General features: G+C 42.3%; 16 protein-coding genes. 3 read left to right on the top strand and 13 right to left on the bottom strand.

Going from position 1 to position 24,695, the window contains the following annotated elements:
* From QM847_RS07820 to QM847_RS07810, 3 genes are all read right to left on the bottom strand, one after another.
* Positions 1-4,906, bottom strand: a 4,906-nt coding sequence (locus QM847_RS07820) for a CshA/CshB family fibrillar adhesin-related protein (protein ID WP_414354870.1), incomplete at its 3' end; no start/stop codon positions are given.
* A gap of 264 nt (positions 4,907-5,170) precedes the next feature.
* Positions 5,171-8,824, bottom strand: coding sequence for a DNA-directed RNA polymerase subunit beta' (gene rpoC / locus QM847_RS07815; RefSeq protein ID WP_414354868.1), 3,654 nt, complete (start codon positions 8,822-8,824; stop codon positions 5,171-5,173).
* Between the two features lie 32 nt (positions 8,825-8,856).
* A complete protein-coding gene (locus QM847_RS07810; RefSeq protein ID WP_269798075.1) occupies positions 8,857-12,447 on the bottom strand; it encodes a DNA-directed RNA polymerase subunit beta in 3,591 nt (1,196 codons plus the stop codon).
* Between the two features lie 531 nt (positions 12,448-12,978).
* Between QM847_RS07810 and QM847_RS07805 the strand changes: the two genes are divergently transcribed.
* Genes QM847_RS07805 through QM847_RS07795 form a run of 3 tightly spaced genes read left to right on the top strand, consistent with a single transcriptional unit; the run spans position 12,979 to position 15,246 of the window.
* Positions 12,979-13,284, top strand: a complete 306-nt coding sequence (locus QM847_RS07805; protein WP_269798076.1) for a rhodanese-like domain-containing protein — start codon at positions 12,979-12,981, stop codon at positions 13,282-13,284.
* 20 nt (positions 13,285-13,304) lie between these two features.
* Positions 13,305-14,960: an FAD-dependent oxidoreductase gene (locus QM847_RS07800; protein ID WP_414354866.1), complete on the top strand. Its 1,656-nt coding sequence runs from the start codon at positions 13,305-13,307 to the stop codon at positions 14,958-14,960.
* Positions 14,950-15,246 carry a rhodanese-like domain-containing protein gene (locus tag QM847_RS07795; RefSeq protein WP_414354864.1) on the top strand — a complete coding sequence of 99 codons (297 nt, stop codon included), beginning with the start codon at positions 14,950-14,952 and terminating at the stop codon, positions 15,244-15,246. The genes QM847_RS07800 and QM847_RS07795 overlap by 11 nt, the downstream gene beginning before the upstream one ends.
* A gap of 94 nt (positions 15,247-15,340) precedes the next feature.
* On the opposite strand, the gene QM847_RS07790 is transcribed toward QM847_RS07795, so the two are convergent.
* From QM847_RS07790 to dltA, 10 genes are all read right to left on the bottom strand, one after another.
* Positions 15,341-15,598: a metal-sensitive transcriptional regulator gene (locus QM847_RS07790; RefSeq protein WP_045613673.1), complete on the bottom strand. Its 258-nt coding sequence runs from the start codon at positions 15,596-15,598 to the stop codon at positions 15,341-15,343.
* Positions 15,599-15,673: 75 nt separating this feature from the next.
* Positions 15,674-16,537: a VOC family protein gene (locus QM847_RS07785; protein WP_414354862.1), complete on the bottom strand. Its 864-nt coding sequence runs from the start codon at positions 16,535-16,537 to the stop codon at positions 15,674-15,676.
* 129 nt (positions 16,538-16,666) lie between these two features.
* Positions 16,667-18,169 carry a zinc ABC transporter substrate-binding protein AdcA gene (locus tag QM847_RS07780; protein ID WP_414354860.1) on the bottom strand — a complete coding sequence of 501 codons (1,503 nt, stop codon included), beginning with the start codon at positions 18,167-18,169 and terminating at the stop codon, positions 16,667-16,669.
* A 9-nt stretch (positions 18,170-18,178) separates the two neighbouring features.
* On the bottom strand, positions 18,179-18,985 hold the full coding sequence (locus QM847_RS07775; RefSeq protein ID WP_269798081.1) for a metal ABC transporter permease: 807 nt from the start codon (positions 18,983-18,985) through the stop codon (positions 18,179-18,181).
* Positions 18,978-19,682 carry a metal ABC transporter ATP-binding protein gene (locus tag QM847_RS07770; RefSeq protein WP_269798082.1) on the bottom strand — a complete coding sequence of 235 codons (705 nt, stop codon included), beginning with the start codon at positions 19,680-19,682 and terminating at the stop codon, positions 18,978-18,980. The genes QM847_RS07775 and QM847_RS07770 overlap by 8 nt, the downstream gene beginning before the upstream one ends.
* Positions 19,682-20,122: a zinc-dependent transcriptional regulator AdcR gene (gene adcR / locus QM847_RS07765; protein WP_414354857.1), complete on the bottom strand. Its 441-nt coding sequence runs from the start codon at positions 20,120-20,122 to the stop codon at positions 19,682-19,684. The genes QM847_RS07770 and adcR overlap by 1 nt, the downstream gene beginning before the upstream one ends.
* A gap of 246 nt (positions 20,123-20,368) precedes the next feature.
* The gene (dltD, locus tag QM847_RS07760) at positions 20,369-21,637 is read right to left on the bottom strand and encodes a D-alanyl-lipoteichoic acid biosynthesis protein DltD (RefSeq protein WP_414354855.1); all 1,269 of its coding nucleotides are present in this window, start codon (positions 21,635-21,637) and stop codon (positions 20,369-20,371) included.
* Entirely contained in the window at positions 21,630-21,869 is a 240-nt protein-coding gene (gene dltC, locus QM847_RS07755; protein ID WP_000351968.1) for a D-alanine--poly(phosphoribitol) ligase subunit DltC, read from the bottom strand. The genes dltD and dltC overlap by 8 nt, the downstream gene beginning before the upstream one ends.
* Before the next feature lie 14 nt (positions 21,870-21,883).
* Positions 21,884-23,128 (bottom strand): D-alanyl-lipoteichoic acid biosynthesis protein DltB, encoded by a 1,245-nt coding sequence (dltB, locus tag QM847_RS07750; RefSeq protein ID WP_070678274.1) that lies wholly within the window; start codon positions 23,126-23,128, stop codon positions 21,884-21,886.
* Positions 23,125-24,675, bottom strand: a complete 1,551-nt coding sequence (gene dltA, locus QM847_RS07745; RefSeq protein ID WP_414354852.1) for a D-alanine--poly(phosphoribitol) ligase subunit DltA — start codon at positions 24,673-24,675, stop codon at positions 23,125-23,127. The genes dltB and dltA overlap by 4 nt, the downstream gene beginning before the upstream one ends.
* Positions 24,676-24,695 lie beyond the last annotated feature (20 nt).

Here is a 24,695-nt window from a genome sequence, read left to right as displayed (position 1 = left end):
AAGTTACATCCTCTGCTGTCGGAACAACTGGAGTAATCTTAGGTGTGTAAGTTGTTTCAGTTGGCGTACCGTTGGCATCCTTAGCTTGAACCTTAACGGCAACCACATCACCTGAGTATGTCTTATCAGTTGGTGTGAAGGTTACAACACCTGTTGCTTTATCAACTGTGAAGGTACCGATTTCTTTACCTTCTGGTGATTTAGCAACTACTGATGCTGCTGGTTGACCATTTTCATCAAGAAGAGTAATGGTATCCTTGTCGATTGGCGCAACTGGGTCACCTTCTGTGAATGTAACAGTACCAGTTTGAACCACACCTTGAGGTGCAACTGAGTCAGCTGGTGTCGCTGTTGGTGTTACTGGTGTTACTGTTGGTGTGTACTTACCTGTTACTGGTGTACCATTCTTATCTACACGTTTAACTGTTACACCTGTTCCTGTTCCGATGAATGATTTCTCTGGTACGAAGGTTACACTTCCATCTGGTGCGACTGTATAAGTACCTTCGCCTGGAATTGTTTTCGTTGTTGAACCATCTTCGAATGTAGCTGGCGTATCATCATCCATTGGAATATTTGGATTTCCTTCTGTAAACTTAGGCTTACCTGTTTGAGTTTGGCCTTGTTTATCTTTTGAAGTTACATCCTCTGCTGTTGGAACAACTGGAGTAATCTTAGGTGTGTAGGTTGTTTCAGCTGGGGTACCGTTGGCATCCTTCGCTTGAACCTTAACTGCAACCACATCACCTGAGTATGTCTTATCTGTTGGTGTGAAGGTTACAACACCTGTTGCTTTATCAACTGTGAAGGTACCGATTTCTTTACCTTCTGGTGATTTAGCAACTACTGATGCAGCTGGTTGACCATTTTCATCAAGAAGAGTAATGGTATCCTTGTCGATTGGTGCTACTGGATCACCTTCTGTGAATGTAACAGTACCAGTTTGAACCACACCTTGAGGTGCAACTGAGTCAGCTGGAGTTGCTGTAGGAGTTACCGGCGTTACTGTTGGTGTGTATGTTGCAGAAGCTTTTGTTCCGTTCATGTCTTCACGAACTACTGTTACTGCTGGTGCTTTACCAACAAATGATTTTTCTGGGACGAATGTGACTGTTCCATCTGGAGCTACTGTGTAAGTACCTACTCCTTCAACCTTCTTACTTGTTGTACCATCATCAAATTTAGCAGGAACAGCTTCGTTAATGGCTACAGCCTTTTCAACACCGTCAACATCAGCAGTACCACCTTTAAATTCTGGTTTACCTTTTTGAGTCGCACCTTGAACATTTGTAGTTTCAGCTGGTGTCGCTGTTGGTGTTACTGGTACAATCTCTGGAGTGTAAGTAGTATCTACTTTAAGGCCATTTGTACTTTCAGCTTGAACTTTAACTGGGGTAACTTTACCTGTATAAGATTTATCAGTTGGTGTGAAAGTTACCTTACCTGTAGTTGAATCAATAGAGAAAGTACCAATTGGTGTTGTTCCATCTTCTGCATAAGCTGGAGTTGTACCAAGAACTTCATTTCCATCTTTATCCAAAAGCTTATAGCTATTTTCTTTTAGTGGAATTTGTTTGTCTTGACCATTTACATTAACTGTAGCACCCGCAAAAGTAGGTGTTCCTGTTTGAACAGCTCCCTGAATATCTTTAGATGTTGCAGGTTGTGCCGTTGGAGCTGCAGAAAGTACAGTTGGTGTGTACTTCGCATCAGAAGTAATTGTAGCTGTATTACCAGGCTCATTTCTAACAGTTGCAGTTGCTTGTACTGTTATACCTTTTGCTTTACCAACAAAGTCTTTTTCAGGAGTAAATGTAACGGCTCCTGTAGAAGGATCGATTGTGTATGTTCCTTCGCCAGGCACGGTGACAGTTTTTTCATCAGTAGGTTGACCAGTTGCTGGATCCACTAGCTTCTTACTTGTGATTTTAGCTGTCTTATCACTACTCAAATCAAATGTTGGAGTTTGAGTTTGAGGAACATTTTGAATGTCCACTGACTCCTTGTTAGTAGGAGTAATTGTTACAGGTGTTACAGTTGGAATGTATTTAGCTGTCGCAGTCTTAATAGCTTCTGCTGGAGCATCCCCGTTCTTATCGCGACCAACTGGAGCAGTTAGAGACAAGGTTACACCCTTAGCAGTTCCTACAAATCCAGGTTCTGGACGGAAGGTTACCTCACCAGTTGCACGGTTTAATGAATACTCTCCTTCGCCTGGGACTGTAATAGCAGTGTTATCTGTAACTTGACCAGTCGTTGGATCTACGAATTTCGCAGGGTATTCTCCACTTGGTGATACAGTAATTTTCTGACCCTTGCTATTCGTTCCTTCTACTGCAAAAGTTGGTGTTCCAAGTTGAGTAGCACCTTGGACATCTGTTGTTTCTTTATCTATACCTTCAAGGTTCTTAGGAGTTACAGTCGGGATGTAAAGACCATCCATGTTATCCATTACTTCATTGATTGAAGGAAGAGCTGTTTTGTCTTTAGAGTTCCAATCAGTATCGTTACCATTGTTGTCTGTACGACGGATTGAGATACCATCTGCAGTTCCGACAAAGTTGTCTTCTGGGATGAATTCTACATCAACGTCCTTACCATTAGCAGTGATCTTGTATTTACCTTGACCAGCTACTGCGTAATAACCATCTGCTCCAGGAGTCACGACTTGTTTCGTCTTGTTGTCGATCATGACTGGTGCAACTTTTTCGTCGATGACTGCTTTTTGAGTACGGCTATATTTAGCTAATCCTTGTGGAGTAAAGGCAATAGTTGAGCTTTGTTTAGCTCCTTGAACATCACTTGTTTCCTTACGCTCACCTTTTGGTGGGAAGGTTACTTGAGTCTTGAAGTCTTCTACCTCACCAGATAGAGCCAAGCCTGTGGGACTTTCAATCTCTTTTGCATCTTTTGCAATACGGACACGGACTCCAAGCTCAGTAACACTTGGATCTGTAATCGCTTTACCATTGTTGAACTTCAACTCAACAGTGCCATCTTTTGTGATTGTAGCAAGATCAGAGCGTTCGTTATCATCGAACTTCCCATTTTGGTTAAAATCAATCCAACCATATAGATAAGCTTTATCTGCTCCATCTGTATGGGCTTCAACCTTCAAAGTATAGTTTCCTGGACGAGTACGATCTAGCTTGATCATCTCATTAGTCGCGCCCTTCAAGTCATCTGGTAAAAGTTGGTCGATTCCTTCGTCAGCAGTAACCGATTTGTCGTCACCTTCCCAGTCGCCCTTGTTGTTTTCATCCATATCTGGGCTAACGTCTCCCAAGTATGGTTGACTTACCTTACCACCAGTAACTCCGTCAACTGTTCCAATCGCATGAGAAGCTTTGCCATAACTTTCCGGTGCATCTCCCTCATCAAGCGGGAAGAAACCAAGCATAGCTGCTTGTTTACCAGATGAAGCAATATACAAGCCAATCTCAGATGCCCCGCGCGTCATAACCAAAGGTACTGAAACGTTACCGGCTGAATAATTTGGTCCAAACACGCCAGTTCCAAGACCACCAGTTGTCAAATCAGCACTACCAAAGTACTTCCATGCGACTGGTTTCTTATCTGGACCAACTTGATCCGATTTAATTAGGAGTTGCAAATTTAGTCCATTAATTTTAACTCCATTAACATCAACCCGTTTATTATTAATGAATCCATTCGCAGGATCAAAAAGGTAATTTGTGTCTTGAACTACATAAGGTTGACCATTTCGACCTTTTTTCCATTCTCCGACATGTTGCCAACCCGTACCATTTGTCGTGAATAGAACCAATTCACCAGGATTGGCTGATTCTCCATCTGCCATGACTACTGCTGGCTTAACAGATTTCCCTCTAAATGTAGCAGAAATCTCAAATTGTACACCGATATTGGAACCATTGAGTTCAGAACCAATTGTAGTTTGCTTTGTACCAGTATCAATACCTTCCTGTCGAATCTCTGTCCAACGATTCTGAGGATCGGCGATAATTTTTGCTTCTTCACCATTGTTAAACGCTTCTTTAGTAGCTGGTGTTATAACTCCACTTACAACACCATTTTTTGCATTTGGATCATAGGTAGCTTTTTCTTCAGCAGTTGCGCCTCGCTCCTCCATACGCTTCTTATAAATTTCAGTTGCTTGGAAGGGTTTCAAAGACTTCACTTTTACAGTAACTACATAACCAGGCATGATTTCTTTTGTATAGGTTGAACCAACTTGGAGAGCTGTTTGACCATTTTCTCCTGTAGTTGTGTTGGTCCAATTTGCAGTGTCTCCGAAATCTAGCCAGTTGATCTGTTTCGTGAATTCTTTAGCATTTAAGGTTGAATAGCCTGGTTTCTCAACCTTAGGAGTTGAAGTTGCGTCTTCAACGTCATCCCCAATCAAGTTTGGATCATTTGCGTCACCAAGAGCACGACGGCTACGACGTTTCCCAGTGTTTTCTGCTGGAGCTGTTGCAGCTTTCTCTTCTTTTGCTGGTGCCTCTACGCCTGCAGCTATAGCTTCTTCTTTCTTATCTGCTTGAGCTGGTGCAGGTGCCACAACTGGAGTTTTTTCTTCAACAGGAGCTATTATAGTTGGAGCTGTTTCTGTAGGAGTTACAGGAGCTTCAGCTTTATCAGTTGTTGCTGGAGCTGTTTTTTCTGCAGGAACTACAGGTGCTGCATCAGCTTGATAAGTTGTTTCAGGCGTTTTTTCTGCTTCAACAGTTGGAAGACTAGCTGGACTTTCTACCTCCGTAGTCGCAACAACCCCCTCAACTTGTTTATCCTCAGCAACTTCATCCGCACTAACGTTTGCAGCTGTTCCGAGCATAACTAATGTTCCGAGTAAGACTGAGCATACTCCAACATTTAGTTTACGAATCGAAAATCGACTGATACGATCGTTAAACAAATCATTTTTCACGATATTACCTCCAATACCCTTGCGGGATTGCTTATATTGTTATATTTTATGCGTTGTTTTTCATGAATACACAAACAACCACTTAACATTTTAGCATTCAATTACCTAAAATACAAAGTATTGTGCTTAATATTTTCAAAAAGAATATATATACTTCGAAGTGTCAAAATATTGCTATTTTTTGCATTTTTTGCGCGATTTTATGCAATACTTTTACCCGGAAAAAGAGGGGTATCCCCTCTTTTTCATTTCAAGTAAAATATTCTATTCGTTTACTTCAACTTGAGCCTCTACAACAAGATTGGTTTCTTCATCTTCTTGAGACGGTTCAAGGTAAACTTCTTCATTGATAGCTTTTGGTTCAAGGTTACGGTAGCGAGTCATACCAGTACCTGCTGGGATGATCTTACCGATGATGACATTTTCCTTAAGTCCAAGGAGATGGTCCTTCTTACCACGGATAGCTGCGTCTGTAAGGACACGAGTTGTTTCCTGGAAAGAAGCAGCTGACAAGAAGCTGTTTGTTTCAAGTGAGGCTTTAGTAATTCCCATAAGAACTGGGCGACCAGTCGCTGGAACTCCACCTGAGATAAGGACGTCCTTATTAGCATCTGTAAAGTCGTTAATATCCATGAGAGTACCCATGAGAAGATCTGTATCACCTGGATCCATGACACGAACTTTACGGATCATTTGACGGACCATTACCTCGATGTGTTTGTCACCAATTTCTACCCCTTGGCTACGGTAAACTTTTTGTACTTCACCGAGAAGATAGGTTTCTACTGACAAGACATCACGAACAGCAAGGAGACGTTTTGGTTGGATAGAACCTTCTGTTAGAGCTGCACCACGAGATACTTGATCACCAACTTCTACACGCATACGAGCGGTAAATGGTACCACGTACTCACCTTCGCCAGTTTCGCCCTTGACAAAGACTTTCTTAGTACGAGTAGAAGCATCTTCTTCGATAGCGGTAACTTGTCCTTTAACCTCTGTGATAACCGCTTCCCCTTTTGGATTGCGGGCTTCAAAGATTTCTTGGACACGAGGAAGACCCTGAGTGATATCGGTATTTGAGGCAACCCCACCCGTGTGGAAGGTACGCATTGTAAGCTGTGTACCAGGTTCCCCGATAGATTGGGCAGCGATTGTACCAACTGCTTCACCAACTTCAACCGCATCACCAGTCGCCAAGTTGATACCATAACAGTGACGGCAGACACCATGACGGGTGTTACATGTAAATGCTGAACGGATCGTTACTTCTTCAACACCCGCGTTAACGATTTCGCGCGCCTTGTCTTCAGTAATCAATTCATTAGCACCGATAAGGACTGCACCTGTCTCTGGGTGTTTAACAGTTTTCTTAGTGTAACGACCATTGAGACGTTCTTCAAGAGACTCAATCATCTCTTTACCTTCAGTAATAGAACGGATCAAGAGACCACGGTCAGTTCCACAGTCATCCTCACGGATGATAACGTCTTGGGCAACGTCAACCAAACGACGAGTCAAGTAACCTGAGTCTGCTGTCTTAAGGGCCGTATCGGTCATCCCTTTACGGGCACCGTGAGTTGAGAAGAACATTTCAAGTACTGACAAACCTTCGCGGAAGTTTGAAAGGATTGGCAATTCCATGATACGTCCGTTCGGAGCAGCCATCAGACCACGCATACCGGCAAGCTGTGAGAAGTTAGAGATGTTACCACGGGCTCCAGAATCCATCATCATAACGATAGGATTCTTAGGATCTTGGTTGGCAACCAAACGTTTCTCGAGTTTTTCACGGGCAGCACGCCATTCAGCTGTAACAGCATTGTAGCGTTCGTCATCTGTGATCATACCACGACGGAATTGTTTTGTGATTTGTTCTACACGTTTGTGTGATTCTTCGATGATTTCAGCCTTGTCTTCAACGACTGGAATATCGGCGATACCTACTGTCAAACCTGCAAGAGTTGAGTGGTGGTAGCCGAGGTTCTTCATACGGTCAAGTAGGGCAGATGTTTCTGTCGTACGGAAACGTTTGAAGATTTCAGCGATGATATTTCCAAGGTTTTTCTTCTTGAATGGTGGGTTGAGTTCAAGTTCATTAATAGCTTCCTTGATATTTCCACCTAGCGGTAAGAAGTATTTAGCAGGAACACCTTCTGTCAAGTTTGTGTTAGTTGGTTCTTGCAAGTATGGTAAACCTTCAGGCATGATATCGTTGAAGAGGATTTTACCTACAGTTGTAAGCAAGATTTTGTGTTTTTGCTCTTCTGTCCAAGGTTTATTTAGGCTATCTGTTGCAATACCGACACGTGAGTGAAGGTGAACATAACCATTACGGTAAGCCATGACAGCTTCGTCACGATCCTTGAAGACCATACCTTCGCCTTCACGACCAGCTTCTTCCATGGTCAAGTAGTAGTTACCCAAAACCATGTCCTGAGATGGAGTAACAACCGGTTTACCATCTTTAGGGTTCAAGATATGCTCAGCAGCCAACATCAAGATACGAGCTTCTGCTTGGGCTTCTTCTGAAAGCGGTACGTGGATGGCCATTTGGTCACCGTCAAAGTCGGCATTATAGGCTTCACAGACAAGTGGGTGCAAGCGAAGGGCTTTACCGTCAATCAAGACAGGTTCAAAGGCTTGGATACCCAAACGGTGAAGGGTAGGTGCGCGGTTCAAAAGCACTGGGTGTTCTTTGATAACTTCTTCGAGGATATCCCAGATACGTTCATCTCCACGTTCTACCAAACGTTTAGCGGCTTTAACGTTTTGCACAATATCACGAGCTACGATTTCACGCATGACGAATGGTTTGAAGAGCTCGATCGCCATTTCACGTGGCACACCACATTGGTACATCTTAAGAGTTGGACCAACGGCGATAACGGAACGTCCTGAGAAGTCAACACGTTTACCGAGCAAGTTTTGACGGAAGCGTCCCTGTTTTCCTTTAAGCATGTGGCTCAATGATTTAAGTGGACGGCTACCTGGTCCTGTAATCGGACGACCACGACGACCATTGTCAATCAAAGCGTCAACCGCTTCTTGAAGCATACGCTTCTCATTTTGAACGATAATACCTGGTGCGTTCAACTCAAGCAAACGAGCCAAACGGTTGTTACGGTTGATAACACGGCGGTATAGGTCGTTCAAGTCAGATGAGGCAAAACGGCCACCATCCAACTGCAACATTGGACGAAGGTCCGGTGGAATAACCGGAAGGATGTTGAGAATCATCCATTCAGGTTTGTTGCCAGACTTGTGAAAAGCATCCAAAACATCCAAACGACGGATAGCTTTCACACGTTTTTGTCCAGTAGCTGTTTTCAACTCTTCTTTGAGTTCAGCAATTTCTTTTTCAAGGTCTACTTGCTTCAAGAGGTCTTGGATAGCTTCCGCACCCATTTTGGCAACGAATGATCCGTAACCAAACTCACGCAAGCGCTCACGGTATTCGCGCTCTGTCATGATAGACTTGTGCTCAAGTGGAGTGTCCTTAGGATCGATAACCACATAAGCTGCAAAGTAGATAACTTCCTCGAGAGCACGAGGACTCATGTCAAGGGTCAAGCCCATACGGCTTGGGATCCCCTTGAAATACCAGATGTGAGATACAGGAGCTTTCAATTCGATATGTCCCATACGTTCACGACGAACTTTAGTACGCGTTACTTCAACCCCACAACGGTCACAAACAATCCCTCTGTAACGAATGCGTTTGTACTTACCACAAGCACATTCCCAGTCTTTTGTAGGACCAAAGATGACTTCGTCAAATAGTCCTTCACGTTCTGGTTTCAACGTACGGTAATTGATTGTTTCAGGTTTTTTGACTTCTCCATAAGACCATGAACGGACTTTACTTGGAGAAGCTAGCGTGATTTGCATACTTTTAAAACGATTTACATCAACCACTATTTCTTCCCTTTCTATTATTAGTGAACTACTTATTCTTGTTCAGTAGCTTCCGCTTTTGCTTTTTCTTCTGCTTCAAAGGCTGCTTTCGCCTCTTGAGCTGCTTTTTCGCGGGCTTTTTCAAGGTCATCTACGTGGATGACATCTTCGTCCATTCCTTCATCAAGGTCACGAAGCTCCACTTCTTGATCGTCTTCGTCAAGGACACGCATGTCAAGACCAAGAGATTGCAATTCTTTTACAAGAACTCGGAATGATTCTGGAACACCTGGTTTTGGAATTGGTTTTCCTTTTGTAATAGCTTCATAAGCTTTCAAACGTCCGTTGATATCGTCAGACTTGTAAGTCAAGATTTCTTGAAGGACATTTGACGCACCATAAGCTTCAAGCGCCCAAACCTCCATCTCACCGAAACGTTGTCCACCAAACTGAGCTTTACCTCCGAGTGGTTGTTGCGTAACAGTTGAGTATGGTCCGACTGAACGTGCGTGCAATTTATCATCAACCATGTGGTGAAGTTTGATCATGTACATGACACCAACTGACACACGGTTATCAAATGGTTCACCAGTACGTCCATCGTATAGGATCGTCTTGGCATCGCTATCCATACCTGCTTCTTTAACAGTGTCCCAAAGATCTTCTGAACTTGCTCCGTCAAAGACTGGTGTTGCGATGTGAATACCAAGAGTACGAGCCGCCATACCAAGGTGAAGCTCCATAACCTGACCAATATTCATACGTGATGGCACCCCAAGTGGGTTCAACATGATATCGACTGGAGTTCCATCTGGAAGGTAAGGCATGTCTTCTACAGGAACGATACGAGAGACAACCCCTTTGTTTCCGTGACGTCCGGCCATCTTGTCTCCAACCTTGATCTTACGTTTTTGAGCGATGTAGACGCGAACCAGCATGTTGACACCAGATTGCAATTCATCACCGTTTGCACGTGTAAAGATTTTAACATCACGAACGACACCATCGGCACCGTGTGGTACGCGAAGAGAAGTATCACGGACTTCACGAGATTTATCACCGAAGATAGCGTGCAAGAGACGTTCTTCAGCAGAAAGGTCTTTTTCACCCTTAGGTGTTACTTTACCTACAAGGATATCCCCTTCTTTAACCTCAGCACCGATACGGATGATACCCATTTCGTCAAGGTCTTTAAGGGCATCTTCACCAACGTTTGGAATTTCACGAGTGATTTCTTCAGGCCCAAGCTTTGTATCGCGAGTTTCTGATTCGTATTCTTCGAGGTGAACAGATGTGTAGACATCGTCTTTCACCAAGCGTTCGCTCATGATAACGGCATCCTCGAAGTTGTAACCTTCCCATGTCATGTAGGCAACGATTGGGTTTTGTCCAAGCGCCATTTCACCTTTCTCCATAGAAGGTCCATCAGCGATAAAGTCACCTTTTTCGATGACATCGCCAACTCGAACAAGGGTACGTTGGTTATAAGCAGTACCTGAGTTTGAACGACGGAATTTTTGGATATGGTAAACATCCAATGAGCCATCTTCACGGCGAACTTCTACTTTGTCCGCATCCGCATAGGTAACCTTACCACCATGTTGTGCAATAACCGCAGCTCCTGAGTCATGGGCTGCTTGGTATTCCATACCAGTCCCAACGAAAGGCGCTTTAGGATCGATCAAAGGAACAGCCTGACGTTGCATGTTGGCACCCATGAGGGCACGGTTGGAGTCATCGTTTTCCAAGAAAGGAATACATGCTGTCGCAACGGCAACTACCTGTTTCGGAGAAACGTCCATATAGTCAACGCTTGATGCTGGATATTCTTGGTTAACCCCTTGGTGACGTCCCATGACAACTTTTTCAGCAAAAGTTCCATCTGCGTTCAATTTAGAGTTAGCCTGAGCTACTGTGTATTCATCTTCTTCATCGGCAGTCAACCAAACGATTTCGTTAGTTACTTTACCAGTTGCACGGTCAACCTTGCGGTATGGTGTTTGAATAAAGCCATACTTATTGAGGTGCCCATATGAAGACAGGTTGTTAATCAAACCGATGTTTGGTCCTTCAGGTGTCTCGATTGGACACATACGACCATAATGAGTGTAGTGCACGTCACGGACTTCATATCCGGCACGGTCACGTGTCAAACCACCAGGTCCCAAGGCAGACAAACGACGTTTGTGTGATAATTCTGACAGAGGGTTGTGTTGGTCCATGAACTGTGACAACTGTGATGAACCAAAGAATTCTTTGACTGCAGCTGTTACAGGGCGGATATTGATGATTTGTTGCGGCGTCAAGACTTCATTGTCCTGAACTGACATACGCTCACGAACATTACGTTCCATACGAGAAAGTCCTAATCGAACTTGGTTAGCAAGCAATTCACCAACAGCACGGATACGACGGTTTCCAAGGTGGTCAATGTCATCAACACGACCAATTCCTTCAGCCAAGTTAAGGAAGTAGCTCATCTCAGCCAGGATATCCGCAGGAGTGATGGTACGAACCTTGTCATCTGGATTTGCATTACCAATGATAGTTACAACACGGTCTGGATCAGTAGGCGCAACTACCTTGAATTTTTGAAGTACTACTGGTTCTGTCAATACCGCTGAATCATTTGGTGTGTATACAATCTTGTTCAAGTCGCCGTCCAAGTGACTTTCGATACTCTCGATAATATCACGAGTCATGATAGTCCCTTTTTCTACCAAGATTTCACCAGTTTCAGGGTCTACCAATGGTTCTGCAATAGTTTGGTTGAGTAGGCGTGTTTTAATATTAAGTTTCTTGTTAATCTTGTAGCGTCCAACGGCAGCCAAGTCATAACGACGTGGATCAAAGAAACGAGCTACAAGCAAGGTACGTGAACTCTCAGCTGTTTTTGGCTCACCTGGACGAAGGCGTTCGTAGATTTCTTTCAAGGCTTCATCAGTACGAGAGTCCATAGGATTCTTATGGATATCTTTTTCTACTGTATTGCGAACCAACTCGCTATCACCGAAGATATCAAAGATTTCATCATCACCTGAGAAACCAAGTGCACGAACCAAAGTCGTAAATGGGATTTTACGAGTACGGTCGATACGAGTGTAGGCAATGTCTTTTGAGTCGCTTTCAAGTTCCAACCAAGCTCCACGGTTAGGGATAACAGTTGAACCGTAACCAACTTTACCGTTTTTGTCTACTTTATCGTTAAAGTAAACACCAGGAGAACGAACCAACTGTGATACGATGATACGCTCACCACCATTGATGATGAAAGTACCCATCTCAGTCATGATTGGGAAATCTCCAAAGAAAACTTCTTGAGTCTTGATTTCGCCAGTTTCTTTGTTAATCAAACGAAAAGTTACAAAGATTGGCGCAGAGTAGCTAGCATCATGGATACGTGCTTCCTCTAGCGTGTATTTTGGTTCTCTGATTTCGTAGCCAACAAACTCCAACTCCATAGTTTCTGTAAAGTTTGCAATTGGCAATACGTCTTCAAACACTTCCTTAAGACCATGATCCAGGAAATCTTTAAATGAATCTGTTTGAATTTCAATCAAATTTGGTAAGTCAAGAACTTCTTTGATTCTTGAAAAACTACGACGGGTACGATGTTTCCCGTATTGAACGTCATGTCCTGCCAAGATGATTCTCCTTTTAGTTAAAATTCCAAGCCTAATTATCTAGGCCTTTGATTATCGTTAGATGGTTAACAAACCCCTATCACCTTATCCTTCTAGGTAATTTTCAGAATCTTTAAATCTCTGTTACAGATGACAAAAATACTGAAAAAAAGCACAAAAAGAGCAGCTAAATCTGACTTTTGTAAGAAGATTTAACTGCTGTGAGCCTTGTCTGGACAATATTTCAGACAAAACCTACGACAAATGATTACTTATATTATACTTGATTTGGTCTGATTTTTCAAGGGCTTTGCTTGTTTTTTCTTACTTTAGTATAGATGGCCTTCGTTTTCTGAAAAGGTAATTTTCTAGACAAGTAGTTGTTGAATAAACAAGACAGGTTCTATTCATTAACTTATCAACCAACTCTTTAGTTTGTAAGTTGGCATCTTGTATACTGAAAAAGAAACAATACTAATCAATTCAACTTACTTGACAAAAGCCTTGCTTAGTGGTTTAATATACCCCATAAGGGTATATTTGGAGGTGCCTATGTTTCACTTATTTACAAAAATTGATAGTATTTCTACCAGCGAATTAGAAGCTAAACTCAAGGAACCGATTCAGCTACTGGACGTTCGGACGCCTACGGAATTCTGTAGAGGTCATATCAAAAATGCCAAGAATGTTCCTCTATCGGAAATCGGATCTTACACACCTGCGACAAAGGAAACACTCTATGTCATTTGTCATTCTGGTGTTCGAAGCAAGATGGCTGCTAAAAAGCTCAAGAAAAAAGGCTATGATGTTATCAACGTCCGAGGCGGTATGATCGCTTGGAAAGGTAAGGTCATCTAAAAGTTCAAAGGAGAAAGCCAATGAAAATTATCATTATCGGAGGAGTTGCAGGCGGTATGTCAGCAGCAACCCGTCTCAGACGCCTCATGGAAGACGCTGAGATCATTATTTTTGAGAAAGGGCCCTTTGTTTCCTTTGCAAACTGCGGACTTCCTTACTATGTTTCAGGAGAAATTGCCAGTCGTGATAGTTTATTAGTTCAAACACCTGAAAGTCTCAAGGCACGGTTTAATCTTGATGTGCGACCATTTCACGAGGTTGTCCAAATTTCTCCAGAAAATCACACTGTCACTGTCCGACATGATGGACAGGAATTCACAGAAGGCTACGATAAGTTGATTCTCTCTCCAGGAGCTAAGCCATTTGTTCCTGCCATTGATGGCTTGGCAGAAGCTAAGAATGCCTACACGCTCCGCAATGTTCCTGATCTCGATGAAATTATGGCCGCCTTGGACAAGCATCCAAAGGAAGCTGTCGTCATCGGTGCAGGTTTTATAGGGCTTGAAATGGCTGAAAACCTGGCAAAACGTGGCTTGCATGTCACCATCGTCGAAAAAGCTCCTCATGTCTTGCCACCATTAGATCAAGAAATGGCAGCCTTTGTCCAAGCAGAATTGGTTAAAAACAGCGTTAGTGTTATCACTTCCCTATCTGCGACTCGATTTGAAGAACAAGGAAAAATCATCGTTCTCGAAAATGGTCAAAAGATTACTTCTGACCTCACCATCCTTTCTGTCGGTGTTGAACCTGAAAACGGTCTGGCCAAAGCTGTGGGGATTGAACTAGGAATTCGTGGCGGGATCCTGGTTGATGAAAACTACGAAACCAGTCATAAAGATATTTTTGCGGTTGGGGATGCCATCGTCGTTAAGCAAGAGATTACGGGCCAAGACGCTCTCATCTCACTAGCTTCTCCTGCCAATCGTCAAGGACGCCAAGTAGCGGACGTCATCGCAGGAATCAACCGTACTAACAAAGGCAGTATCGGTACTGCTATCGTTCGTGCTTTTGGTATATCCGCTGCTTCGACAGGTCTTAGCGAGCGCACTCTTCGTGACAATCAACTCCCATACAAGGCAATTCATGTCAGTGGGAAAGACCACGCTGGTTATTATCCAGGTGCTACTGATATGACCCTGAAGCTCCTCTTTGACCCAACCAGTGGCAAAATTTATGGCGCCCAAGGAGTCGGAGAAAAAGGGGTCGACAAGCGAATTGACATCCTGGCAACAGCTATAAAGGCAAATCTCACTGTCTTTGATTTACCAGAATTAGAGTTTACTTATGCACCGCCATTTGGCTCTGCCAAAGATCCCGTCAATATGCTGGGTTACGCAGCCTTGAACCTTATCGAAGATCTCAGCGACAACGTTCAATGGTACCAGCTCGAAGACGAACTGGCTAAGGGAAAGAAATTTCTAGATGTACGGACAAGTAGCGAATTCCAGAGTGGTCGACTCAAAGTCGATACCATTCATATTCCCCTAAACGAACTACGGGAACGCTTGGACGAACTAGACAAGAACCAAGCTTACATCGTTAGCTGCCACAGTGGTTTGCGCAGCTATATCGCAGAGCGTATCCTCAAGCAAGCAGGATTTACCGTCCAAAACCTTGACGGCGCTTATTCACTATACAAAATTGCCAACCCAGAAGGAGTCGAATATGAAAACTAATATCAGCATGACTGACTTTTTTAAGAAATATCAAAATGAAGAACTTAACCTCATAGATGTACGCGAAGCACATGAATACCAAGCAGGACATGCACCTGGTGCAAGGAATATTCCTTTAAGCACCTTGGAGCAAGGCTACAAAGAACTCACATCTGATCAAGAATACTATATCATCTGCCAAGGCGGTGGGCGTTCTGCATCTGCCTGTCAATTTCTCAAAGCCCAAGGTCTGGCTGTCACCAATGTAGAAGGCGGCATGAACCACTGGCCTGGTGATGTTGAGTAAATAAAATTCAAAAAGAGCAATTGGTCTACTTTCAATAAGACCAATTGCTCTTTTAATCATTTGTTCACTATTTAAGAGAAACGTATGTTTTTTATTACTTACGTTTAATCAAGTATTTAACCGCCTTTTCCAAGCGTTCCTTCTGTGCTTGAGGATCCTCTAGAGGGTCGTTAATGCAAGCTGTTAAATTCTCCGTTATCATCAGTTCAATAATACGATCAACACTGGATCGCACTGCCGTTAATTGAGTAATGATATCGACACAATCACGCTCTTCCTCCATCATCTTTTGAATACCCCGCAATTGACCTTCTGAGCGTTTGAGGCGTGTAATGTACTTTGATTTTGTCATCTCTTTATCCTTAACGATTTTTCTACATTATATCTCTAATAAAGGGCTTTGTCAAAGGTATCACTTTTTTAGTAGTCAAAGCCTTCTAGCCCCCATTCTCACATAAGTAACAATCCCATCTTTATCTGTAATGGTGAATTCTGAAGAGGAAACCCATTGAACATTAGGCTTGCCAGTTTGAGATTGAGCAAATACTTTTAATAATTTCTCTTTGTTCTCAACTTCAACCACATAGTAGGCTAGACCTGCCATCCCATTTTCACGTAAAGCTAAGTTTTTACCTCCCCATTCATTAACTGCTAGATGATGATGGTAATCTCCCGATGCAATCCAACTTGCGTGTGGAATCGTGAATTTATCCTCAAGACCAAGAGACTCTTGGTAGAAGACAGATGCTTCTCGGCTGTTTTTAACAGATAGGTGAACATGACCCATGCGAGTGCCACTTGCGATTGCAAAAGGCTCTATTTCTTTTCCTAGTTCGTAGATATCTTGTGCAGACAGCTCTTCTGTCACACCGATAATTCGTCCATCCTCACGAATGTCCCACTCGGTCACAGGCTTGTCTCTATAGAGTTCAATGCCATTACCCTCCAGGTCTTCAAGATAGATAGCTTCACTATAGCCATGATCAGCTCCACCAACTAACGGAATCTTTAAGTCTAACAAGTGTTTAAAAACATTAGCCAAATCTTCTCGACTTGGCAAAAGAAGGGCCATATGATAAAGACCATAACTTTGCTTAGGATTGCTAATGTCATCTGTCTTAATTAGCCGAACTAGCGGTTTCCCACCGGCACCTAAAAGAATTTCTTTTTCCGATTGAATCAAAATCTCCAACCCAAGCAACTGATGATAAAATGCTGTCTGACTTTCTAAGTCCTTGACATTTAAAGCTACTTCAGCCAAATGAATGCGACTATTATATTCGTAAACCATAGAAAAGCTCCTTAGTTGTAACTTCTTTTATTACATCTATTATACTCCCCTCTCAGCCAATGTCAATCCAGATGCTCAACGCTGATAAAACAAGAAAAATCCTCCCCATGTAGGAAGGATTGTTTGGATTTAATGAGCCAACATTTCTTGGGCGATTTCTTGACCTGATAAGCCATCTGGATAGTAAGTTGGCCAGTTGTCCATCTCTTCAAAGAGGGCTTCTTGGCTAGTGCCTCCAAAGAAGATATGGAAATGCTCTGCCTTGACTGGAGCAATATTATGGTCGCTAAACTGAACATACTTAAATTGTCCAGCATCCGCATCTGTCGCTTCAAAGAGGAAGCGTACTCCACGATTTCCTTTCTTATAAGTCAATATTTTCTTGCCGACATACTTGTAAGTATATTTCTTACTTTGGCCACCTTGGATGAATTCCATAGTATTATCCGTGATGTTAATCTTGGTCACATCTGTTTGGTAACCCTTTTGATAGTAGGCCTTATATTCATCCTTGGTCATCTTACCAGTCAATTTAGCTTTGTAGTCAAAGACTTGGTCAAGAGTCCCATCCTCAAGTAAAGGATAGACAGACTGCCAGTTGCCAGCATAATTACTTAGGGTACGGTCCTTAACATCTGCATCCTCAAAGTAGCCATTTTGAACGGTTTTAGTTTCCTCTGCTTTTTCTGGTTCAATCTCTGCTCCTGCCTGATCAGTTGTCTGCTTGAGAGACTTGAGATTTTTCTCCATGACAGAGATATAGTTTTCTCCAGCCTTCATGTCCTCTTCGGTCAAGCTTTCAAGAGGATTCAGAACATCTAACTTCACTCCTGTTTCTTTTGAGAGGGTATTGGCTAGGGCTTGAGAAGCATTTTCTTCAAAGTAGATATAAGAGATTTTATTTTTCTTGATGTACTCGGTCAATTCTGCCAAACGGCTTGCTGAAGGCTCAGCATCAGGTGAAAGACCTGAGATAGAAACTTGATTGAGTCCGTAGTCCAAGGCTAGATAACGGAAGGCTGCGTGTTGAGTCACAAAACTCTTTTGCTTAGCATTAGAAAGTCCTTCAGTATAAGCCTTATCCAAGGCTTGCAGTTTTTCGATATAGGCTGCTGCATTTTGCTCAAAAGTCCCCTTCTTATCTGGATAGTCAGCTGAAAGACTATCACGGATATGTTCTACAAGTTTGATTGCACGCGCAGGAGACAACCATACATGAGGGTCATACTCGTGATGATGACCTTCTTCACCGTGGTCATGGTCTTCCTCTTCTTCACTTCCTGGAAGAAGCAACATATCTCCAGTAGCTTTTATGGTTTTTACTTTTTTCGCATCTAGAGATTCTAACAGCTTGGGAACCCATGTTTCCATGTTTTCATTCTCATAAACAAAGGCATCAGCATCTTGGATTTTAGCGACTGCCTTTGGTGATGGTTCATAATCATGTGGCTCTGTTCCAGCCCCGATTAAGAGTTCGACATTGGCTGTATCCCCTGTCACTTGCTTGGTAAATTCGTAGACAGGGTAGAAAGTTGTAACGATATTTAATTTCCCGTCTGCTTGTTTTTGATTAGAACAAGCGACTAAGAACAAGGTCACAAGACTTGCCAAAAGTAGGCCTAGTTTTTTCATTTACTTCTCCTATTTTATAAAACGTTTGAGTAAGCTGACTAACAAAAAGACAACTACAAAGATAATGGTAATACTTGCACTCGGTGGTGTCTCTGCATAATAGGAAATATAAAGTCCCGCAACCATGCCTAGAAAACCGATGGCACTCGCAAGAATCATCACTGAACTAAAGTTCTTCCCTAAACGCAAAGCGATACTAGCTGGCAAAACCATGATAGTTGATACCAAAAGTGCCCCTGCAGCTGGAATCATAAGAGCAATAGCCACACCAGTTACCATGTTAAAGAGAATAGACATGGTACGCACTGGAAGTCCATCGACAAAAGCTGTGTCCTCGTCAAAGGTCAGGATATACATGGGTCTTAAAAAGAGGAAGGTTAAGACCAAAACAACTGCCGCAATGACAAAGAGCCCAATTACCTGCTCTTGACTAATAGTCACGATAGAACCAAAGAGGTATTGGTCCAAACTCATCGAGCTAGAGCTCTTACCCTTACTCATAACAATAAGTGAAACCGCAAGACCTGTTGACATGAGGATAGCTGTTCCAATCTCCATAAAGCTTTTATAAACCGTACGTAGGTATTCAAGGAAGACCGCTGCAATCAAGACAATCACAATGGTTGAGATGGTCGGAGAGATCCCCAAAACCAAACCAAAGGCAACACCCGAAAGCGAGACGTGGCTGAGAGTATCACTCATAAGACTCTGACGACGCAAGATGAGGAAGGTCCCAAGAACTGGTGAAAAGAGACTCATGGCAATAACTGCCAAAAAGGCTCGCTGCATAAAATCATAAGACAATAGATTAAGCATGCTCCACCTCCTGATCACTTTCATGGACATTGAAGCAACGCCATGGCGAATCTTGGTCTCGAACCAGGTGAATATTACGATCTGCGTAGTCCTTAACTTCTTCAGGATCGTGAGTAATCATCAAAACAGCCTTACCATGATGGTGGGCACTATGATGCATGAGCTCATAAAATTCATTCTTGGTTCCCGCATCCATCCCTGTCGTTGGCTCATCCAAGATAAAGATATCCGGATCTGAAGCAAACATACGTGCAATAACCGCCCTTTGCTTTTGTCCGCCAGAGAGAGAGCCAATGCGCTTATCCCGATGTTCCCACATACCGACAGAGTTCAAACTCGCCTTGATGTGCTCTTCATCGTGAGCATTTAAACGACGGAACCAACCTTTTCTTGGGTAACGTCCTGATTTGACAAATTCATAAACAGTACTAGGAAAGCCTGCATTAAAACTTGCAATCTGTTGAGGAAGATAGGCGATTCTTAGCTTTTTCCCATGAATATTTGTTTTTGAGATGGTAACCTTTCCAAATCTTGGTTGCAAAATACCCAGACTAGCCTTGATTAGCGTTGTCTTGGCTGCTCCATTTTCTCCAGTAAGGGTGACAAATTCCCCGCTATCAACACTGTAATTGATATGCTCAAGCACAGGTTCCTTGTCATAATAGAAGGACAAATCCTCTACTGTGATGTATCTCATTACTTGATTTCTCCTACTAAAGCAGTTAAAAACCGCTGGATAATTTTTTGCTCCTCAGCTGAGAATTGACTGGCAACTTGCTCATAAGTCGAGAGGGTGTGCTCATGATGATGATGGTGCTCTTTAGCAATCGGTCTAGCTAGATCTGTCAACTGATAGAAAATGACACGAGCATCCTTGGGATCCTTAGATGTCTCCAACATCCCCTCTTTAATCAAAGATTTGATAGCCTTGGTAACAGCAGCCTGACTAACATTCAGACGTCGTGCTAACTCCGAATTGGTCAATGATTCCTCTGATAAAAGCATAAGAATATGCTCCTGGGTATTAGTCAGAGCCACTTCGCTGGTGCAATGACCAATCAAAATTTCGTGCTGGTTTTCAGCTTTCAGGATAACCTCATTTAAAAAATGATCAATATCTTTTGCTAATTGTCTCATGAACTTCTCCTTTCCTTAACTGTACTTCCATAAATACAAAGGTCTTTCGTCGTTTCTTTACTAGTTAAGTATATCACATCTAAGAATGGAGTCAAGAAAAAAGATGAAAACAATTTTTTATGTTTTCATTTGCTTGATCTCTTTTTACTTACCCTTATTCAAATGAAGAGGCCGCTACAACACTGTCCATTACCAAAAATTATTCATTACAAAGAGCCCAAAACAAGGTTCAGGCTCTTTTGCTATTTATTGAAAATCTTTAATATTCCCATCGTAATTTGCCCAATCCTGGCTAAAGAAGCGGTCATTCATTTGGTAACTAGGTGCTGTTGTTGGATTACTTAAAAAAGGATTTACAACCTTATCAAACGCCAGCCAGCCTAACCAACCGATATGAATCGTATCCTTGACAAAATAAGGTTCATCACCGTTTTTTGAAAAATCAGCAATATTGGTAAAACCTTGACTCTCCAACTGGTAACGAATTTTTTCGACAGAGTGTTGATACATTTCCTCACTTAATCCGGTATAATTCATCCATTTTTTATTGACAGGTTGAAAGACAAAGAGTACATTCACCTTAGATTTGGCAAATTGATCAAGCACCAGCTGTAAATCATTGTATTCCCTTGACTGGAGGAAGTTGTAATTTTTTTGATACTCTTCCCACTTTTTTAAATCTTTCTTAAGTTGAGTATTGTAAAAGTGGTTATCCATCCCCAAATCATTATTGGTCGTATTTTCCTCTGCATCCTTACGTGCAATATTTTCCAATTCTTCATACGAAAACTGATCTGGGAGACTGCTCAAATATTTTTCAATATGATCTTTATACTTTAATTGGCCTCGAATAGAGAATTGACCAAAAAGGGCAGCTTGTCTCTCATTGAACTCGGCAGAGATATTAACCATCGTTTGATCAAAGTCTGACAACTGTTCATTCTTAGCTATCTTCTCAACAATTCCTTTCATCGGAACTCTTGGATTTTGCTTTAAGAGTCTATTAGCCGCATATTGAGAAGCTACGTCTCCAGATTGATTCTCCAAGAAGGCAGTCAACTGATCATTGTTAAAATAAGTTTGAAAAATAGTCGGGTCATGATCCTCTTTTGTAAACCACTGTGGAGAGATTACAAATACCGCTTGTTTGTTTTCAAGTTCAGATGTGATTTGTTGCATCCCAAAATATTGACTAAGAGAAGCGGCTCCTGCCTGCCCCATAAAATACGGACGGTAGGAGCGATTATACTTTTCAGCCAACACTCCTGGATGCATGCTATCAAAACGAATCCATTCACTCGAACCCAAAAAGGGTATAAAACGCATATTAGGATCCGTGAGAGCTCTCACTTTTTGACTTCTCTCTTTGAAACTTTCTGCACTTACTGAGGCTGCAGAGTATTTTTCCTCCATTAGATTATGACTCTTACTACTAGGATAGAAAAAAATGAGTAGAAGAACCAATAAACCTGCAATAAGAATCGGCCCGAAGATTAACCACAGGCGTTTAAGCATTCTTTAACTCCGTAATCCCTGCCACGATTTTATTGGCTGTATTCCAATCATCACGGCCAAATTCTGTAACCGGGACACGTATATCAAAGCGATTTTCGATTTCTACAATCAATTCAACCGTTCCCATACTATCCAAGACACCTGCATCGAAAAGATCTTCATCCATCATGTCAGAAACATCTTCCATAAATAATTCATCGATAATTTCAATAACTTCTGATTTGATATCCATTTTTTAATTTCCTTCTATTTTTTAAACCATAAATCATTCAAAAATCCAGAAAAGATTAAGAATGAAACCATTACGACATGGAAGGTTATCACCATGCCAAGCAACTGAGCCCAACGATTTTCAAGCAAGGGAGGTCGTCCTGCTTTCTTACGTTCTTTATTGAGCGTTTTTTTCTTTCGAACCCAGACATCATTAATGACTAAGCCCACTCCATGAAAGAGCCCGTAAACGATATAAAACCATGTTATCCCATGCCAGAACCCCATAATCAGCATATTTACAATATAAGCGACACTTGAGGTCACATTTCGATTCTTAAAAAGCTTCTTTCTCGTCATCACCATGACCATGCGCATAAAGACAAAGTCACGAAACCAGAAGGATAAACTCATGTGCCAACGATTCCAAAACTCTTTCAAATCTCTTGACAAAAAGGGTTTGTTGAAGTTGATCGGACTACGAATCCCCATCAGATTTGAAATAGCTATAGCAAACATAGAGTAACCTGCAAAATCAAAGAAGAGTTCCAAACCAAATGTGTACATGATGGCCACTACATAATAGTTAAAGACGCCACCTGTTTGTAAAGCTAAATTCTTTAGCGGTGGTAATAAAATCTCGCCTAAAATATGGGCTAGGATAAATTTATACAGAAATCCCCACATGATATACCGAACGGACTCGGCTAGCATATCTAGCAACTCATCGCGCTCTGGTATCGTCTTATAATTTTCATTAAAACGTTTGAAACGATCAATAGGACCACTTGAAAATGTCGGCATAAAGAGAAGAAAACGCAAATACTCCCACATTTTCAAATCCTTAATGACTCCATCTCTAAGTTCGATGATGATTCCCACTGAACGAAAGGTCAAATAAGAGATTCCTACGAATCCCAGCAGAGACTGTGTACCGTTAATAGCTGGTTGCACCTTGACAAAGATGATGGGAAGGAGGGACAGAAAACTAACGAGGTAGAATACCCACTTGCCATCCTTGCTTTTTCGATAGTGCTTGTAGAAAAGCAGGAGCAATATTTCCCAGCACAGATAAATACCCAAGGCAGCCAATTGATTGGTCTTGCCTCCCGTCAACATAGTGACTATAAAGAAGAGACTAACCAATATTTCATACCAGCCAAAACGTTTTTTGAAAAAAAGACCGATAAAGATTGGCAAAATAGCAGTAATCACATACAAAAAGTACTGCGGATTCCCATAAGGCTCAATATGAGGAAGCTGTTTAAGAAGCTCCATCATCTATTGTTAACCTCACTAATCAACCCTTTGATGTCGATTTTCCCATTTGGAGTTAACGGCAAGCTGTCACGGTAGAGGAATTTCGAAGGCATCATATAAGACATCATAATATCTTCCAAGTCTTCCTTGATCGCTTTGGTAATATCAATCTCGCGCTCAAATTGTTCTTTGACCCCATCTTTTAAGATAACATAGGCCAAGAGATTTTGAACCTTGTGATCTTTATTATAGCGCGGTACCGCAACAGCCGAGTCAATGTACTGAGATTTGTTCAAGTTTTGAGAAACATCTTCTAGCTCAATACGGTAGCCGTTAAACTTGATCTGGAAGTCCATCCGACCACCGTAGAGAAGAAGGCCTTCATTCGTCATCGTTCCGACATCTCCCGTATGGTAGGCTGGCAGACCTTCAAATTCGAAGAAAGCTTCTGCTGTTTTCTCAGGATTATTCATATAACCTTTTGAAACAGCCGGTCCAGACACGATGATCTCACCTTGCTCACCATTTGGCAATTTATTTCCTGCCTCATCAATGATGAAGGTTGGAGAATCTTCTTTCGTGTAACCAATTGGCAGACGTTTCAAAGTTGCTAACATCTCATCTGTAATAGCAACTGCCGACAAAGCAACTGTTGCTTCCGTTGGCCCGTAAGCATTGATGATGCGAGCATTTGGGAAACGCTCGCGCAGTTTTTGAGCCGTTTTAACAGTCAGCTCTTCCCCATCAAAGTAGAAATGGGTAATACCTGACATCTTTTCAGCATTGAAATCTTCAGACAGCATGGCCATATCTGCAAATGATGGCGTTGAAGTCCAGATAGCAATCGGAAGAGAAAAGATGGTCGCAAAGAGTTGTTTGAAGTCTTGAGTAATGGCTGATGGGAGGGCAAAAAGCGTGCCTCCAAGAGCCAAAGTTGGCGCCCAATACATGACAGACAAGTCAAAGGAATAGGGCGGTTGCGCCAACATTTGCGGACGCTCTGGCGTCGCAAATTCTTTATCTGTGATCATCCAGTTGGTGAAGCTGAGCAGGTTATCATGTGAAATCTGCACCCCTTTTGGTTTCCCAGTTGTTCCTGAAGTAAAGATGATGTAGTAGTTATCATCCCCTTTGACCGGATGTTGCAAATCATAGGCATGCTGAGCCGCATAAGCTTCACGCACTTGCTCCAAGGACATGATTGGAGCAGCTGGGTTTTCAATTGGAAACTCATTGATGGCGATGATTAAGCTTGGCTCTGCTACTTCAACAATCGCAGACACGCGCTCCAAGGCAGAATGGCTGTCAATTGGGATATAGGCATGGCCAGATTTGGTCAAGGCCACAAAGGTTGCTAACATTTCATATTCTTGACCACCAAAGACCACAACAGGTGACTTTTCAGGAAGTCCCATTTGGTCAAGATGGGCTGCTAAGCTATCTGAATCAGCCTTCAATTGGCCATAGGTATGCTCTTCTCCAAGGACATTGTAGACTGGAAAATTAGGCTGCTTTTGAGCATAATGCTCAATGGTTTCAATCATATCTACTATTGGTTTATTTGACACAATAGGGGTTCTCCTTTAAG

This window comes from Streptococcus timonensis (genome assembly GCF_047463455.1).
GTDB lineage: Bacteria > Bacillota > Bacilli > Lactobacillales > Streptococcaceae > Streptococcus > Streptococcus timonensis_B.
The sequence above is the reverse complement of the archived record's forward strand: the minus strand, read 5'-3'. Positions and strand labels throughout refer to the sequence as shown.